This is a genomic window from Streptococcus sp. oral taxon 431 (assembly GCF_001553685.1).
In the GTDB taxonomy this organism is placed as follows: domain Bacteria; phylum Bacillota; class Bacilli; order Lactobacillales; family Streptococcaceae; genus Streptococcus.
Window position 1 is genome coordinate 780,380 of sequence record NZ_CP014264.1, and the last position, 13,895, is coordinate 794,274.

At 39.3% G+C, this 13,895-nt stretch carries 13 protein-coding genes and 1 pseudogene; 9 read left to right on the forward strand and 5 right to left on the reverse strand.

The annotated features are described in order from the left end of the window. Positions 1-37: 37 nt before the first annotated feature. From rpsO to AXE83_RS03750, 8 genes and pseudogenes are all read left to right on the forward strand, one after another. Positions 38-307: a 30S ribosomal protein S15 gene (gene rpsO, locus AXE83_RS03720; protein WP_001018251.1), complete on the forward strand. Its 270-nt coding sequence runs from the start codon at positions 38-40 to the stop codon at positions 305-307. Positions 308-1,017: 710 nt separating this feature from the next. Next, positions 1,018-2,064: a FecCD family ABC transporter permease gene (locus tag AXE83_RS03725; RefSeq protein ID WP_060955495.1), complete on the forward strand. Its 1,047-nt coding sequence runs from the start codon at positions 1,018-1,020 to the stop codon at positions 2,062-2,064. 1 nt (position 2,065) lies between these two features. After that, positions 2,066-2,821 carry an ABC transporter ATP-binding protein gene (locus tag AXE83_RS03730; RefSeq protein WP_060955496.1) on the forward strand — a complete coding sequence of 252 codons (756 nt, stop codon included), beginning with the start codon at positions 2,066-2,068 and terminating at the stop codon, positions 2,819-2,821. A 22-nt stretch (positions 2,822-2,843) separates the two neighbouring features. Then, on the forward strand, positions 2,844-3,854 hold the full coding sequence (locus AXE83_RS03735) for an ABC transporter substrate-binding protein (RefSeq protein ID WP_060955497.1): 1,011 nt from the start codon (positions 2,844-2,846) through the stop codon (positions 3,852-3,854). Then, entirely contained in the window at positions 3,835-4,530 is a 696-nt protein-coding gene (locus AXE83_RS03740; protein ID WP_060955498.1) for an alpha/beta hydrolase-fold protein, read from the forward strand. Before AXE83_RS03735 ends, AXE83_RS03740 begins: the two co-directional genes overlap by 20 nt. Positions 4,531-4,686: 156 nt before the next feature. Next, complete coding sequence (locus AXE83_RS03745) at positions 4,687-6,030, forward strand: DEAD/DEAH box helicase (protein WP_060955499.1); 1,344 nt, start codon at positions 4,687-4,689, stop codon at positions 6,028-6,030. A gap of 56 nt (positions 6,031-6,086) precedes the next feature. After that, the gene (locus AXE83_RS11405) at positions 6,087-6,266 is read left to right on the forward strand and encodes a hypothetical protein (protein WP_083500981.1); all 180 of its coding nucleotides are present in this window, start codon (positions 6,087-6,089) and stop codon (positions 6,264-6,266) included. Positions 6,267-6,357: 91 nt separating this feature from the next. Next, positions 6,358-6,552 (forward strand): annotated as a pseudogene (locus tag AXE83_RS03750) (IS3 family transposase); the annotation flags it as partial. 157 nt (positions 6,553-6,709) lie between these two features. Here the strand turns inward: AXE83_RS03750 and AXE83_RS03755 are convergent. The 5 genes from AXE83_RS03755 to guaA all read right to left on the reverse strand — a co-directional run bounded on the left by AXE83_RS03755 (position 6,710) and on the right by guaA (position 13,043). After that, positions 6,710-7,711 carry a sensor histidine kinase gene (locus tag AXE83_RS03755; protein WP_060955501.1) on the reverse strand — a complete coding sequence of 334 codons (1,002 nt, stop codon included), beginning with the start codon at positions 7,709-7,711 and terminating at the stop codon, positions 6,710-6,712. Further along, positions 7,701-8,384, reverse strand: coding sequence for a response regulator transcription factor (locus tag AXE83_RS03760; RefSeq protein WP_049530945.1), 684 nt, complete (start codon positions 8,382-8,384; stop codon positions 7,701-7,703). The genes AXE83_RS03755 and AXE83_RS03760 overlap by 11 nt, the downstream gene beginning before the upstream one ends. A gap of 32 nt (positions 8,385-8,416) precedes the next feature. Beyond that, positions 8,417-10,471: an FtsX-like permease family protein gene (locus AXE83_RS03765; protein WP_060955502.1), complete on the reverse strand. Its 2,055-nt coding sequence runs from the start codon at positions 10,469-10,471 to the stop codon at positions 8,417-8,419. Then, entirely contained in the window at positions 10,461-11,234 is a 774-nt protein-coding gene (locus AXE83_RS03770; protein WP_004251193.1) for an ABC transporter ATP-binding protein, read from the reverse strand. Before AXE83_RS03770 ends, AXE83_RS03765 begins: the two co-directional genes overlap by 11 nt. Before the next feature lie 246 nt (positions 11,235-11,480). Next, a complete protein-coding gene (gene guaA / locus AXE83_RS03775; RefSeq protein ID WP_060955503.1) occupies positions 11,481-13,043 on the reverse strand; it encodes a glutamine-hydrolyzing GMP synthase in 1,563 nt (520 codons plus the stop codon). A gap of 140 nt (positions 13,044-13,183) precedes the next feature. Here guaA and AXE83_RS03780 point away from each other — a divergent pair, with 140 nt between their 5' ends. Beyond that, on the forward strand, positions 13,184-13,882 hold the full coding sequence (locus tag AXE83_RS03780; protein WP_060955504.1) for a GntR family transcriptional regulator: 699 nt from the start codon (positions 13,184-13,186) through the stop codon (positions 13,880-13,882). Positions 13,883-13,895 lie beyond the last annotated feature (13 nt).

Sequence of the window (13,895 nt, forward strand, 5' to 3'; positions counted from 1 at the left end):
GTCACTCGGATGAAGCCAAATAAAAAGGAGAAACATCATGGCAATCTCAAAAGAGAAAAAAAATGAAATCATTGCACAATATGCACGTCACGAAGGTGATACAGGTTCAGTAGAGGTTCAAGTTGCTGTCCTTACTTGGGAAATCAACCACCTTAACGAACACATCAAACAACACAAAAAAGACCACGCTACTTACCGTGGATTGATGAAGAAAATCGGTCGCCGTCGTAACTTGCTTGCATACTTGCGTAAAAACGACGTTAACCGTTACCGTGAGTTGATCAACTCTCTTGGACTTCGTCGTTAATTCAAGATACAAAGGCCGTCAAAAGCACAAAGCAAAAATAGGAAAATTGACGAAGAAACTTCAGTTTCTAGGAGATTTTATCTTTTTTGCCAAGTGCTTAGGCCGTGTTCAATTGAGCATATCTTGAAAGTAAGGCTACTCGATTGAGTAGTCTTTTTATTTTTGTCACCTTACCTGGGTATACGCAAGTACAATCTTCGGCTTGCCGTCTAGTCCATAAACGTTTTATCCAGCAAGAATCATGATGCTAAGGGCGATAAAAATCCGTATGAAAATAGGGAAACGACACAGTGTTCGATGAACACAAGGAGTTTCATCTTTTTCACTAGGATTTTAGCTCGAGCTCAAATAAGCTCTCTGACTTCAGGGAGCTTTTTACTTTTTGCCAAGTGCTTAGGCTGTGTTCAATTGAGCATATCTTGAAATAAGGCTACTCGATTGAGTAGTCTTTTTATTTTTGTCACCTACCTCGATATACTCAAGTATGATCTTAGGTTACGGTTCCTAGCACTGAAAGGTAAAATAAACCAGAAAGTTCTCTCTTCGGGTAGATTTTTTTGTTCACTAGGATTTTAGCTTGAGCTCAATCAGCTGTCTAGTTTTAACAGTCTTTTTAGCTGTATCTTTCTAGCCTTGTTCCTGCCTTGGAAATGTGGTATACTATTCATGAAAATTGTCTAAATTTTTAATTTTTGTTAAAGGAGGGTTTCATGCTTTCCAAATCTTCTGGAAGCCATCAAAACCTGCGATATATTTTTCTCCTATCGCTGTTGCTCGGAACTTTGGGAGTTTCTCTATTTTTGGCTGTTTCTATGGGTTCAGTTCAAATTAGCTTGAGTGATACTTATCGGATTATTTTGAGTAAGATGGGGGCCCCTCTGGATATAGGAGAACTTTCGAAGTCTACACTTGCTATTGTTTGGAATATGAGATTACCACGGGTTTTTCTTGGATTGATTGTGGGTGCAGGTCTTTCCATGTGTGGCAGTGTGATGCAGTCCACAGTCAATAATCCAATCGCAGAGCCCTATGTGTTAGGAATTTCAGCTGGGGCAACCTTTGGAGCAACTTTGAGTATTATTCTTGGATTTAAAGTTTTGATTGGTCTAGGTTCTTTCCTTGGAGCGCTTGTGGCAACAGTTGCAGTCCTTCTGATTGCTTCCATTCAAGGCAGGATGACAACTTCCAGCCTGATTTTATCAGGAACGGTCGTGAATGCACTATTTTTGGCTTTTTCAAACTTTATTATCTCTATTGGTGCCAATGCTGATAGCGTTATGACCATCAAGTTTTGGACCATGGGTTCCTTAGCGGGGACCTCATGGGCTCACTTAACTTTGCCAACAGTAGTAGTGGGAATAGCTTTCTTATTTTTCTCTACCCAATATCGTGTTTTTAATGCTATGATGATGGGAGATGAGGCGGCTTTGACCTTGGGAATTCCCTTGCATTTTTACTGGTATCTCTATGTGACGATTGTGGCTATAATGACAGCAATCTTGGTATCGACCTGTGGGATTATTGGTTTTGTTGGCCTTATCACACCTCATCTAGCCCGAAGTTTGGTTGGGACAAATTACAGAAGGCTATTTCCGATAGCTACTTTACTAGGTGCCCTCTTTGTCGTTTGGGCAGATGTTCTTGCTCGTGTCTTGATTCAGAATGCTGAACTTCCGATTGGTATCTTCACAGCCTTAGTAGGTGCACCTTTCTTTATCTACATGGTTGGAAGTAGACGAAGGGAGGTGAGGGTCTGATATGGACTTAATGTGCCAGGATATTCACTTTGGAATCGGAGAGAAAAAAATTCTCAAAGGAATCTCACTTAAACTTGAGGGCAACCAATTTCATACCATTTTAGGACCCAATGGCAGTGGGAAGACTAGCTTGCTGAAACTCCTCTATCGACAGGAAAAGCCTGATCAGGGCTTGATTTCTCTAGATGGAAAGCCACTGGAACAATTGAGCGTCAAGGAAACGGCAAAGCAGATGGCAGTCGTCACGCAGTTTAATCAGTTACAATTTGATTGTACGGTTGAGGAAATTGTCATGCTGGGCAGAACACCCCATCTCTCTTTCTTACAAAAGGAAAAAGACAGTGATTTTGCTCTGGTTGAGGATGCTCTGGTCAAGGTAGATATGCTCGAAAAGAGAAATCGACTTTACTCTTCTTTGTCAGGAGGAGAGAAGCAGCGAGTTTTGTTGGCACGTGCCTTGGCACAAGAACCGACTCTCCTGCTCTTAGACGAACCAACCAATCATTTAGATATCAAGTACCAGCTAGACTTGTTAACCATTGTCAAAAATCTTCAGATCAATGTGCTAGCTGTCTTGCATGATATTCAGCTAGCTTGTCGCTATTCAGACTATCTCTACCTAATGAAAGAAGGGGAGATTGTTTACCAAGGAACTCCAAAAGAGACCATCACACCCGAGTCATTGCAGGCTATCTATGACGTCCAAAGTAAGGTAACTTGGACAGAAGATCAGCAAGCTATGATTCACTATTTATAAAAAATGAAAAGGAAAACAAAACATGAAAAAATCACTTAGTATATTGCTCCTAACAGTAGCTACCTTAACTTTAGCAGCTTGTGGAAATAGTGCAACAGAAAAAGCTACCACACAATCAAGCACAGAGACAAGTCAAAAGGCTAGTACAGAAACCAGCTATCCTGTAACCATCAAAACTTATGACGCTAAAGGAAATGAAGTCGAACAAGTATTTGAAAAGGCACCTGAAAAGGTCATTACCAACAATCTTTCAACAACTGAAATCCTACTTGAACTCGGTTTGAAGGATAAAATTGCTGGCATGCTCAATCCTGATAATGCCGTAACTGGTAAATACAAGGAAGCGATTGAAGCCATCCCTCATATTGGTGATAAAAAATCAGTCTCACAAGAAACTGTTCTTTCTTATGAACCAGATGCCTTGATGGGCCGCAACATGATGTTTTCTGAAAAGTCAATGGGAACCATTAGTGCTTGGAATGAAAACAAAATCCCTGTTTATACGCAAAAAGCTTCACTTTCAAATATCCAACAGGATTTAGGAAATATCGTAGAAGATGTGAAGAATCTTGGTACCATTTTCAATGTCCAAGACAAGGCTAATCAATACGCAGAGCAATTGCAAGCTAAAATCGATGCGGTTAAAAAAGCTAACCCAGAAACACAAGGTGAAAAGAAAAAGGCTTTGATTATGGTGGCCTACAATGACGAAACCTTTGGTGCCTACAAGTCAGCCCTTCAAGAAAGTTTGCTCAACCAACTTGGTTACACAAATGTCGCAACAGGAACATCTGGTTTGACCTTGGAAAACTTAGTATCAATGGAACCAGAGTTGATTATCTATGTAACCAGCGACCGCAATCAAAAGTTGGATGAAAAAGCAGTGGATTTGATGAAGGCAAATGCTGTTTTGGAAAATGTCCCAGCAATCAAGAACCAAAAAATCATGACTATCTCTTACGATGAGTTGATGGATTACGGTCCTGCAGTGATTGATTCCCTTGAAAAAATCAATGACTTTATCAAGAAATAAGGAGTTTAACTGGGAAGGGATTCAGGTTAGGGTCAGCCTTCCTTCAACCTATGACTCTAAACAAGCCTACCCAGTTGTGCTCTTAAACGATGGGGAACTGGATTATTTATCAGACCTATCCCAATCTGTGATTTTGGTGGGCTTGATTCCAGAAAATCGTCTGGATGACTTTACACCTTGGCAAGCTAGTGCTTTGAAAGAAGGGGGCTCAGACTTTGGTGGAAGACTAGACCGATACCATCAAAAGCTCTTTCAAGGGATTCTAACAACTCTGCAAAAGGACTACTTGATTGATGAAAGTCGAATTGCCTATGGTGGCTATTCACTTGGCGGTCTTGCTGCTGTTTATAGTCTCTATAGTAGCTATCTTCCTTTGAGCTGTATTTTCTCTATCTGTGGTTCCTTCTGGTATCCAGACTTTATAGATTTTTGTAGGGGACATGACTTGATACAGAGCCAAAGCCTTATTTATCTACAAAATGGTCAGACAGAAGGTGCTAATCATTCCAACCGTTTGTCTAAGGCTCCTATTTTTGCTAGAAACATTCATGATCTGATTTCAGAAGCAGTTCCCTCAACTTATTCTACTTTTGATGCTTATGGGCATCATGAAGCTCTTGAGCAACGCTATCATCATTTTTGTGATTGGCTGAGAGAAGAGTGGAATCTTAAGTAAAAATCTAATACTCTTTGTTTATGATGGACAGAGAGTATTTTTCTTGTCTTTATTCGTGTATATTTTGAAATTTCCGTGGGTTTGTCTAAATCGAAAGTTTAACTGTAATGCATCAAAATGTGGTATAATGAGTAGATAGATAGAATCGAGGATATTATGTCATTTACGAAATTTAAGTTTAAAAAATATATAGATGAAGCTTTGGAGGAGTTGAAATTTACCACTCCTACCGAGGTTCAGGAAAAGTTAATTCCTATTGTCCTAGCAGGTCGTGACTTGGTCGGTGAATCCAAAACAGGTTCAGGGAAAACTCATACCTTCTTGCTTCCAATTTTCCAACAGTTGGATGAAGAGAGCGATAGTGTGCAGGCAGTTATCACAGCTCCAAGTCGTGAATTGGCGACTCAGATTTACCAAGCTGCTCGTCAAATTGCAGGACATTCTGAAGTAGAAATTCGTGTTGTTAACTATGTTGGTGGTACAGATAAGGCCCGCCAAATTGAAAAACTGGCAAGCAACCAGCCCCACATTGTTATCGGAACACCAGGTCGTATCTATGATTTGGTAAAATCTGGTGATCTTGCCATCCACAAGGCTAAGACCTTTGTAGTCGATGAAGCCGACATGACCTTGGATATGGGATTCTTGGAGACGGTTGATAAGATTGCAGGAAGTCTTCCGAAAGACTTGCAGTTTATGGTCTTCTCAGCGACTATTCCGCAAAAACTGCAACCATTCTTGAAAAAATACTTGTCTAATCCAGTTATGGAAAAAATCAAGACCAAAACAGTTATCTCAGATACCATTGATAACTGGTTGATTTCGACTAAAGGTCGTGATAAGAATGCCCAGATTTATGAATTGACTCAAGTCATGCAACCATATCTAGCCATGATTTTTGTCAATACTAAGACACGTGCAGATGAATTGCATACCTACCTAACAGCTCAAGGCTTGAAGGTTGCTAAGATTCATGGAGATATTGCACCTCGTGAACGTAAACGTATCATGAATCAGGTCAAGAACCTTGATTTTGAGTATATTGTTGCGACTGACTTGGCTGCGCGTGGGATTGATATTGAAGGTGTCAGCCATGTTATCAATGATGCTATTCCACAAGACTTGTCCTTCTTTGTCCACCGTGTTGGACGAACTGGACGTAATGGTCTACCAGGTACAGCTATTACCCTTTACCAGCCTAGTGACGACTCAGATATTCGTGAGTTAGAGAAACTAGGGATCAAGTTTGTGCCTAAGATGGTTAAAGACGGAGAATTCCAAGATACTTATGACCGTGATCGTCGTGCCAATCGTGAGAAGAAACAAGAAAAATTGGACATCGAAATGATTGGCTTGGTTAAAAAGAAAAAGAAAAAAGTCAAACCAGGATATAAGAAAAAAATCCAGTGGGCTGTCGATGAAAAACGTCGTAAAGCCAAGCGAGCAGAAGGTCGTGCCCGCGGACGCGCAGAGCGAAAAGCCAAACGCCAGACATTTTAAGAATAAGACAGTAGAACCAAGTCGGTTTTACTGTTTTTTTATAGTTCAACACTGGGATTGGTGAAATAAATGTTATTGTTTATTTGATATATGTGTGTACCGGTCTCGCTCCTCTCTTTCATATATTGATTATTGGTTCAGAAGTGACTACTGGAAAAATAGTTTTAACTATCTTAGGCATACTTTATGCTATCTTTTTAACGATTGCTAGAATTTATCGAAAGTTTTTCTGGTAAGAATTATCATGAATTATTAAAATCCCATCAGAAATTTGAACTGCACCCCAAAAGTTAGACAGAAAAAATCTAACTTTTGGGGTGTTTTATTATGAAATTGAATTATGAAGATAAAGTTCAGATTTATGAACTAAGAAAGCAAGGACAAAGTTTCAAACAGCTTTCGAAAAGATTTAGTGTGGATGTTTCTGGTCTAAAGTACATGATGAAATTAATTGACCGTTATGGCATAGATATCGTAAAGAAAGGGATGAATCGTTATTATTCTCCAGAACTAAAACAACAAACGAATTAAAGTCAAACTAAAAGGACTTAGCCCTGTGGCAATACAGAACTAAATCCTTTCAATAATTATTTGTCCAACTTTTGGGGGTAAGTACAGCTTTCCTTTTTGGTATAAAATATGTGCTTTCTATGACTAGGCAATTTTCTTAATCGAAAAATTACGAAATAGAAAGAGAGATTTCAAATCCATGCATCCATTCGGATTTTACTACGATGTCGATTTTTAAAGCATCTGCTAATTGTTTGACAAGATAGAGACCCATGCCTGTTGATTTTTTCCTTGTCTCTCCTGAATCACCTGTAAATCCTTTTTCAAAGATATGAGGGAGGTCGCAAGCTTTAACTCCACACCCATTATCCCTAATAATCAGTGTTTTGCGCCCCTTGTCACTTGACATAGAAATCTTGAGTTCTGGTTTGTCAGAGCTATATTTAAGGGCGTTGGCTAGTATTTGAGACAGGATAAATACAAAACTGCGTTGATCGGTGTAGCAGATTCCTTGTATGTTCTCTAACTTAATCGTAAAATTCTTTTCTTTGAGCAAGGGATCAAAGTTCTCTAAAAGATCTTGGATACACTCTTCTAGGTCAAGGTCTTCAAATAGAAAATCATTTTTCTCACTTTTCACTCTGTAGTAGAATAGGATCTGTGATACATTTCCTTGGATTTGATTTTTCACATAGTCCAATTTAAAAGCAGTATCCTCAGGTAGTTGGTCACTTTGATTGTCTAAAAGGAGGGAAAGAAGCGATAAAGGAAGTTTAATCTCATGCGCCCATTTTTCAACATAGTCCTCGTACTCGGCTAGTAATGAGTTGAGTTTTCCTATTTGAGCCTGCTTTTGATAAAGTGTATCTGCTATTTTTTCAATGCTTTCTTTCTCTGAGGCACTTGATAAATTCAATAATTCAAGCTCAGTATCGATCTTAGGATTGGCTATGAAGGATTTATAGGCAGCGGCTTTTTTTCTTTCTGTTCTTATAAGTAAGAATGATAGGATGAAAAAAAGCAGGACGGTGGCTAAAATATAGAGAAGGATGAGAGCTTGAAACATTCTCACATCTGAAAGCCAAAGCAGGACAGCTGTAAATAGATCAAAGGTTAAGAGAACAAGTAACCAAGGCAGATAACTAGCTAGATATTTTAGATTATGTTTCATCTGGACTTACCTCTTCTAGCTTGTAGCCAATACCTCTGACGGACTTGACTTTAAGGGCAATGCCAGCCTGTTTCATCACCTTTTTCAGCCTTGCAATGTTTACTTGTAGGGCATTTTCATCGATGAACTCAGTTGTATTCCACAGTTTCATGCTTAGTTCTTCTTTTGTGACGACAGAATCAGTTGCCACTAATAAGGTTTCTAACAATTTCCCTTGATTTTGAGGGAGTAAAATCGAATGTCCGTTGATATAAAGAGTATAGGTATTTCTATCCAGCAGGAAATTATCTTTTTCAAGCAAATTTTGTCTACCTTCATAGCGTTTCAAGATGTTTTCTATACGAGCCAAGAATCTTTCTTTCTTGAAAGGTTTTGTTAAGTACTCGTCAGCCCCTAATTTTAGGGCGTAAATCTCATCTTTTAGTTGTTCACGGGAGGTGAGAACCAATATGGGCACAGAGCGTTTGGACTTGAGATTTTTACAAATTTGAAAACCTGTTTCTCCTGGTAAATTCAAATCCAGTATGATTAAATCCGTATCGTATTGCAATACTTGCTGGCTTGTATCTTTGAAGTCCGTCAACTTATCAACTTGATAACCCGCCTTCTCTAACAAAATGACAATTTCATCTCGAATCAAGGCTTCATCTTCAATTACCAGAATATGCTTCATATCGGCTCCTCCTTTTCCTATTTTATTCTACCTTATTCATCTCTTTTGGGTTCCATTAATGACAACAAGTACTTGTTGCTATTTTTCTTTACAATTTTTATATAGATGACTTCAAATCCAGCTAACAGTAGTATTATCAGCATGGCTGTGATAAATTTCTGCCCCATAGCCATTCTTGCACTGGCTGGTACTATTCCTGTGAGGAGGGAGCTCACTCCGAAGCTACTACTGATAAGTGCAAGAGCTATTGGCAGACCAAAATACCAATTGATTTGCTTTTCTGAAGATTTACAAAGAGTTTCGTAGTTTGCTCCAAGATGGATTAAGGTCTGGTATCGTCTGTAGGATTGTCTTTGTCCCATCAAAAACTGAACGCCGATAATTGTATTTGCGACAACAAGGAAGATGATAGCCAGATAGATGGTGATATAGCTGGCAGAGATAATGTAAAATAATTGTCTTCCCATATTTTGTATATAACTTTCATAGCCAAGAGGGCTTTGATTCAGCTTTTTATTGGTATCTGAGATAGCTTTCATCAGGCCTTTTTCCTTGACCAGCTCAGGAGCCAAGATACCACTAACATAATTTGAATACAGACCATCTGTATAGCTCATAAAGGTCTCATCTGGGACTATGAGGGCTACAGAAATGGTTATTTCACGATCCGTTACAATCGGTAAAGACTGAACCTCTCCAATCAATTTTACATCATTTCCCATGACTTTGATTTGAGGATTTGTCTTCAGAACAGAGTTAACTAGATTCTCATCCGGGAGAAAATCTTTTCCCATATACAAGTAGGCTTCCTTGTTTGTTAATTCTAGAGGAGGGAGGCTGGCAGCCTTTCTAAGCTCATTGTATTCAGAGAGTGGCAAAAGGTGGCAACTTATATACTTCTGGAAATTATGGACTAAGACTTCCTTGTTTTTACTTTCTTTTTGCTCTTTCAATACCTTGATGAACTGTTCAAAGGACACGGACTCGTGTTCTTTCGGTTTGCCCACTTTGATTTGTAGAATCTTTGAAAACTGTGATGCCAGTCCAGCAGCTTCAAGCTCTTTTTTAACTGTATTCATATCAAGATTTTCATCTGTTTCCTGCTTGCTATCACTAAATGTATAATCCAAAACGTGGGTTTGATTGCCTGAATTGCCACTTGCAATGGCAACACCTGCTCCAAAGAGGGACAAGGCAGAGAAGATTAAGAGGGAGCAGATAGCCAGTATAGTTGAGCGCTGGATAACTAATTCCTGAATCTGTCTAAAATTATAGGTGTGGAGTTTTCGATTGCTTCCAAGCTTGACCAAAAAGTCTATAAACAAACGCATACCAAAGAAGAGTAGTATAGTTCCTAGAGTCCCCAAGAGAACAGTGATGCCCATTGTTATGACATTTTCCCAAGCTCGTCCACTCATCCCCAAGTAATAGGCTGTTCCTAGAAGCAAAATTCCGAGGACAGAAGCAAGAAGGTACACACCCTTGGGGAGTAGTTTCTTCATGCCAGAAGGAGAATAGGATAGCAGATCTCCGATTTCCTTATTGGCTGTTTTTGCACTTAAAAGAATAAAGACAGCAAATTTTACAGCTAGGAAACCGATGATTGTATAGAATAGAGCTGTAGTAGATAGAGAAAATTGATGTTCAATAATCCCTAGCCCAACAATTTTAGCGGTTATTAGGCTAATCAGTTCTGAAATCAAGATTGAAATTGGAAGGCCTATTCCAAGAGCAAGGATACTGTTTCTCAAATCCTCGAGTAGGAGCAGCAAGAACAGTTTGCTTCTTCGCATCCCTAGCGTTAGATAGACACCAAATTCATGTTTTCTCCTTTCCATCTGCATACTGCTTGCGAAGTAGACTAGAAAAAAGAGAATAAAGAGAGTTGCTACATAAAGAATGGGAATCATGCTAAAGAGTTTATTTATAGCGTCACTCTCTATTTGTTTGAGAAAAATCATCACATCTTGATGGGACAAAGAAAGGATGATGTAAAAGGAGATAATAGAAAGAACCATGGAACTGAAATACAAGCCATTATTCTTTCGATCCCTCTTGCTATTTCTTGAGACTAATTTAGAAAACATTGCCATCACCTCCAGCCAGTGCAGACATGACCTTTAGTATTCTGTGGTAAAAATCTTCTTGACTTTCTCTTGGATAATCGCGTCGAATTTCATGGAATAGTTTTCCGTCTTGGATAAACAAGATGCGGTTGCAAAAGCTGGCAGCGACTGAATCGTGGGTCACCATGAGAATGGTGGTTTCTTCCACTTGATTCATTTCGGATAATTTTTGCATCAAAATGGTCGCATTTTTTGAATCCAAAGCTCCTGTGGGCTCATCTGCAAATACAATCTTAGGGTCTAAAATCAAGGCACGCGCAGCAGCTACCCTTTGCCGTTGACCACCTGATAATTGAGATGGGAACTTATCCAGAAGTTCAGAAATATCTAGATATTGGGAAAGCAATTCTAACCGAACCTTGCTTTCGTTGGCATCGACCTTGTGCAAAGACAAGGGGAGTAAAATATTTTCTTTGGCTGTCAGATTGTCCAAAAGCTCAAAATTTTGAAAGAGGTAACCAATTTCCTTGCCACGATAATCAGCTAACTGACTACCTTTTAACTGACCTAAATCTTTTTCTTGCATTTGAATGGAGCCGTCAGTTGGTTTGATGATAGTAGCGAGACAGTTAAGAAGGGTTGTTTTCCCAGAACCACTGCTCCCCATAATCCCTAAGAACTCACCTTTGACAACTTGAAAAGATATACCGTTCAAGGCTTTGGTGATATTCGGCTCTTTTCCATAATGCTTTTTTAATGATTCTACTCGTAAAATTGTTTCCATGTGAAACACCTCCATCTTTTGTTACTTTCATTATAATATGAATCAGAGTAGAATAACACTTACGGATGATGTAAGAAATCTTTATCATTAGGTTATTGGAGCTATACTTACTATATTATAGCATGGTTTCAAGGATTTAAAAAGAGGAGTTGAGAGTCGAGAAATTTTCCTATTATTGAAATTATAAAAAATAATACCACTGTAGTCCATGCTCCAGCAGTATTATTTATTATTTTATAGGAAACTTTATTCCCACTCAACAGTTGCAGGTGGTTTACTTGTAATATCGTAGACGATACGGTTAACGTGGTCAACTTCGTTTACGATACGAACTGAGATTTTTTGAAGAACTTCCCATGGAATCTTAGCGAAGTCAGCTGTCATTCCGTCGATAGAAGTGATAGCACGGATAGCGATGGTATAGTCATAAGTACGACCGTCACCCATAACACCTACTGAACGAACGCCAGTGTTAACAGTGAAGTATTGCCAAATGTCGCGGTCAAGACCAGCTTTAGCGATTTCTTCACGAAGGATAGCGTCTGATTCGCGGACTGTTTCAAGTTTTTCTTCAGTGATTTCACCCATGACACGGATAGCAAGACCTGGTCCTGGGAATGGTTGGCGCCATACGATGTGGTCTGGCATACCAAGTTCAGTACCAAGAGCACGAACTTCATCCTTGTAAAGAGTGTTGAGTGGTTCGATGAGTTCAAACTGCATGTCTTCTGGAAGTCCACCAACGTTGTGGTGAGATTTAATAGTTTGAGCAGTATCCGTACCTGACTCGATAACGTCTGTATAAAGAGTACCTTGCGCAAGGAATTTCACATCTTTTAGTTTGCTTGCTTCATCATCAAAGACATATACAAACTCGTTACCGATAATCTTACGTTTTTGTTCAGGATCAGATACACCAGCAAGTTTATCCAAGAAACGTTTAGCAGCGTCTGCTTTGACAATGTTCAAACCAAACTTACCACCAAGCATATCCATAACTTGGTCAGCTTCTCCTTTACGAAGAAGACCGTGGTCTACAAAGATACAGATCAATTGATCTCCAATTGCTTTTTGGAGAAGAACCCCAACAACAGAAGAGTCAACACCACCAGAAAGTCCGAGGAGAACACGTTTGTCTCCAACTTTTTCACGGATTTGTTTGATTTGCATCTCGATGAAGTTATCCATAGTCCAATCGCCTTTGGCACCACAGATATTCAAGGCGAAGTTACGAAGGATATCATAACCGTGAACTGAGTGACGAACCTCTGGGTGGAATTGGATACCGTAGATTTTCTTATCTGGATTTTCAATAGATGCGTATGGACAGTCAGCTGATGTACCAGTACGGATAAAGTCAGCTGGAATTTCAGTAACAGCATCCCCGTGGCTCATCAAGACAAGTTGCTCATCTGGAGTACCAGCAAAAAGAGCAGACTCAGTGTGAGTAAGAGTGGATTGTCCGTATTCACGGTTACCAGCGTCACCTGCAGGAACAACCTTACCACCAAGCTTGTGAGTCAATAGCTGCATACCGTAGCAGATTCCTAAAATTGGAATTCCAAGTTCAAAAATCTCTGGATCAATATCAAATGATCCTTCTTCGTAAACAGAGTTTGGACCACCTGAAAGTACAATCCCGATAGGATTGATAGCGCGGACTTCGTCAGCAGAAATCTTGTGACTTTTTAGTTCTGAAAAGACACCAATCTCACGGATACGACGTGAGATAAGTTGGTTATACTGGCTACCATAGTCCAGTACGATGATCTTTTCGACATCTTGCAAATCAGTTGAAATGTTGGTCATCTTTTCCCTTTCTTAAAAGAAATATCTTCTTGAATATTCTATCATAAAAGGGTTAGAATTACCAACCAAACAAGTGAGGTTTGACTTTTCCCTATGAGTTACGGTACAATGGAAAAAATAAAGAAAAGAAGTGAGCAAGCATGTTACCAGCTTATATGAAAATCCACGACCAAATCAAGAAAGATATTGATGAGGGAAATTGGAAAATTGGGGAAAGACTTCCAAGTGAGCGAGATTTAGCAGAAGAATTTGCCGTTAGCCGCATGACCTTACGTCAAGCAATCTCTCTTTTGGTTGAAGAAGGGGTTTTAGAGCGTCGTGTAGGTAGTGGCACCTTTGTTTCTAGTACTCGTGTTCAGGAAAAAATGCGTGGGACAACTAGTTTTACGGAGATTGTAAAAGCTCAGGGTAAAACACCATCGAGTCATCTGATTTCCTATCGTCGAACGATCCCTAATGAGCAAGAAGTTGAAAAATTAGGGATTAAGGCCACTGAAAATATTATCCGGATGGAACGTGTTCGCTATGCTGACAAAGTCCCTGTTGTCTATGAAGTGGCGTCGATTCCTGAGAAATTTATCAAAAATTTTAAGAAAGAAGAAGTAACCAAGCACTTCTTTCAAACCTTGCAGAAACATGGTTATCGGATTGGTAAATCTCACCAGACTATATATGCTCGCTTAGCCAAGGAAAAAATTGCTCATTATCTGGAAGTGGAAAAGGGGCATGCAATTTTAGGGCTTACTCAAGTTTCTTACTTTGATGATGGTACAGCTTTCGAGTATGTAAAGAGCCAATACGTCGGAGAACGTTTTGAGTTTTATCTAGAAAATAATTAGTTTTAACAATACT

Coding starts and splice junctions, on each gene's coding strand:
- AXE83_RS03745 (WP_060955499.1), top strand. CDS start 4,687: ATGTCATTTACGAAATTTAAGTTTAAAAAATATATAGATGAAGCTTTG.
- AXE83_RS03740 (WP_060955498.1), top strand. CDS start 3,835: ATGACTTTATCAAGAAATAAGGAGTTTAACTGGGAAGGGATTCAGGTT.
- AXE83_RS03725 (WP_060955495.1), top strand. CDS start 1,018: ATGCTTTCCAAATCTTCTGGAAGCCATCAAAACCTGCGATATATTTTT.
- AXE83_RS03735 (WP_060955497.1), top strand. CDS start 2,844: ATGAAAAAATCACTTAGTATATTGCTCCTAACAGTAGCTACCTTAACT.
- guaA (WP_060955503.1), bottom strand. CDS start 13,043: ATGACCAACATTTCAACTGATTTGCAAGATGTCGAAAAGATCATCGTA.
- AXE83_RS03770 (WP_004251193.1), bottom strand. CDS start 11,234: ATGGAAACAATTTTACGAGTAGAATCATTAAAAAAGCATTATGGAAAA.
- AXE83_RS03760 (WP_049530945.1), bottom strand. CDS start 8,384: ATGAAGCATATTCTGGTAATTGAAGATGAAGCCTTGATTCGAGATGAA.
- AXE83_RS03765 (WP_060955502.1), bottom strand. CDS start 10,471: ATGTTTTCTAAATTAGTCTCAAGAAATAGCAAGAGGGATCGAAAGAAT.
- AXE83_RS03755 (WP_060955501.1), bottom strand. CDS start 7,711: ATGAAACATAATCTAAAATATCTAGCTAGTTATCTGCCTTGGTTACTT.
- rpsO (WP_001018251.1), top strand. CDS start 38: ATGGCAATCTCAAAAGAGAAAAAAAATGAAATCATTGCACAATATGCA.
- AXE83_RS03730 (WP_060955496.1), top strand. CDS start 2,066: ATGGACTTAATGTGCCAGGATATTCACTTTGGAATCGGAGAGAAAAAA.
- AXE83_RS03780 (WP_060955504.1), top strand. CDS start 13,184: ATGTTACCAGCTTATATGAAAATCCACGACCAAATCAAGAAAGATATT.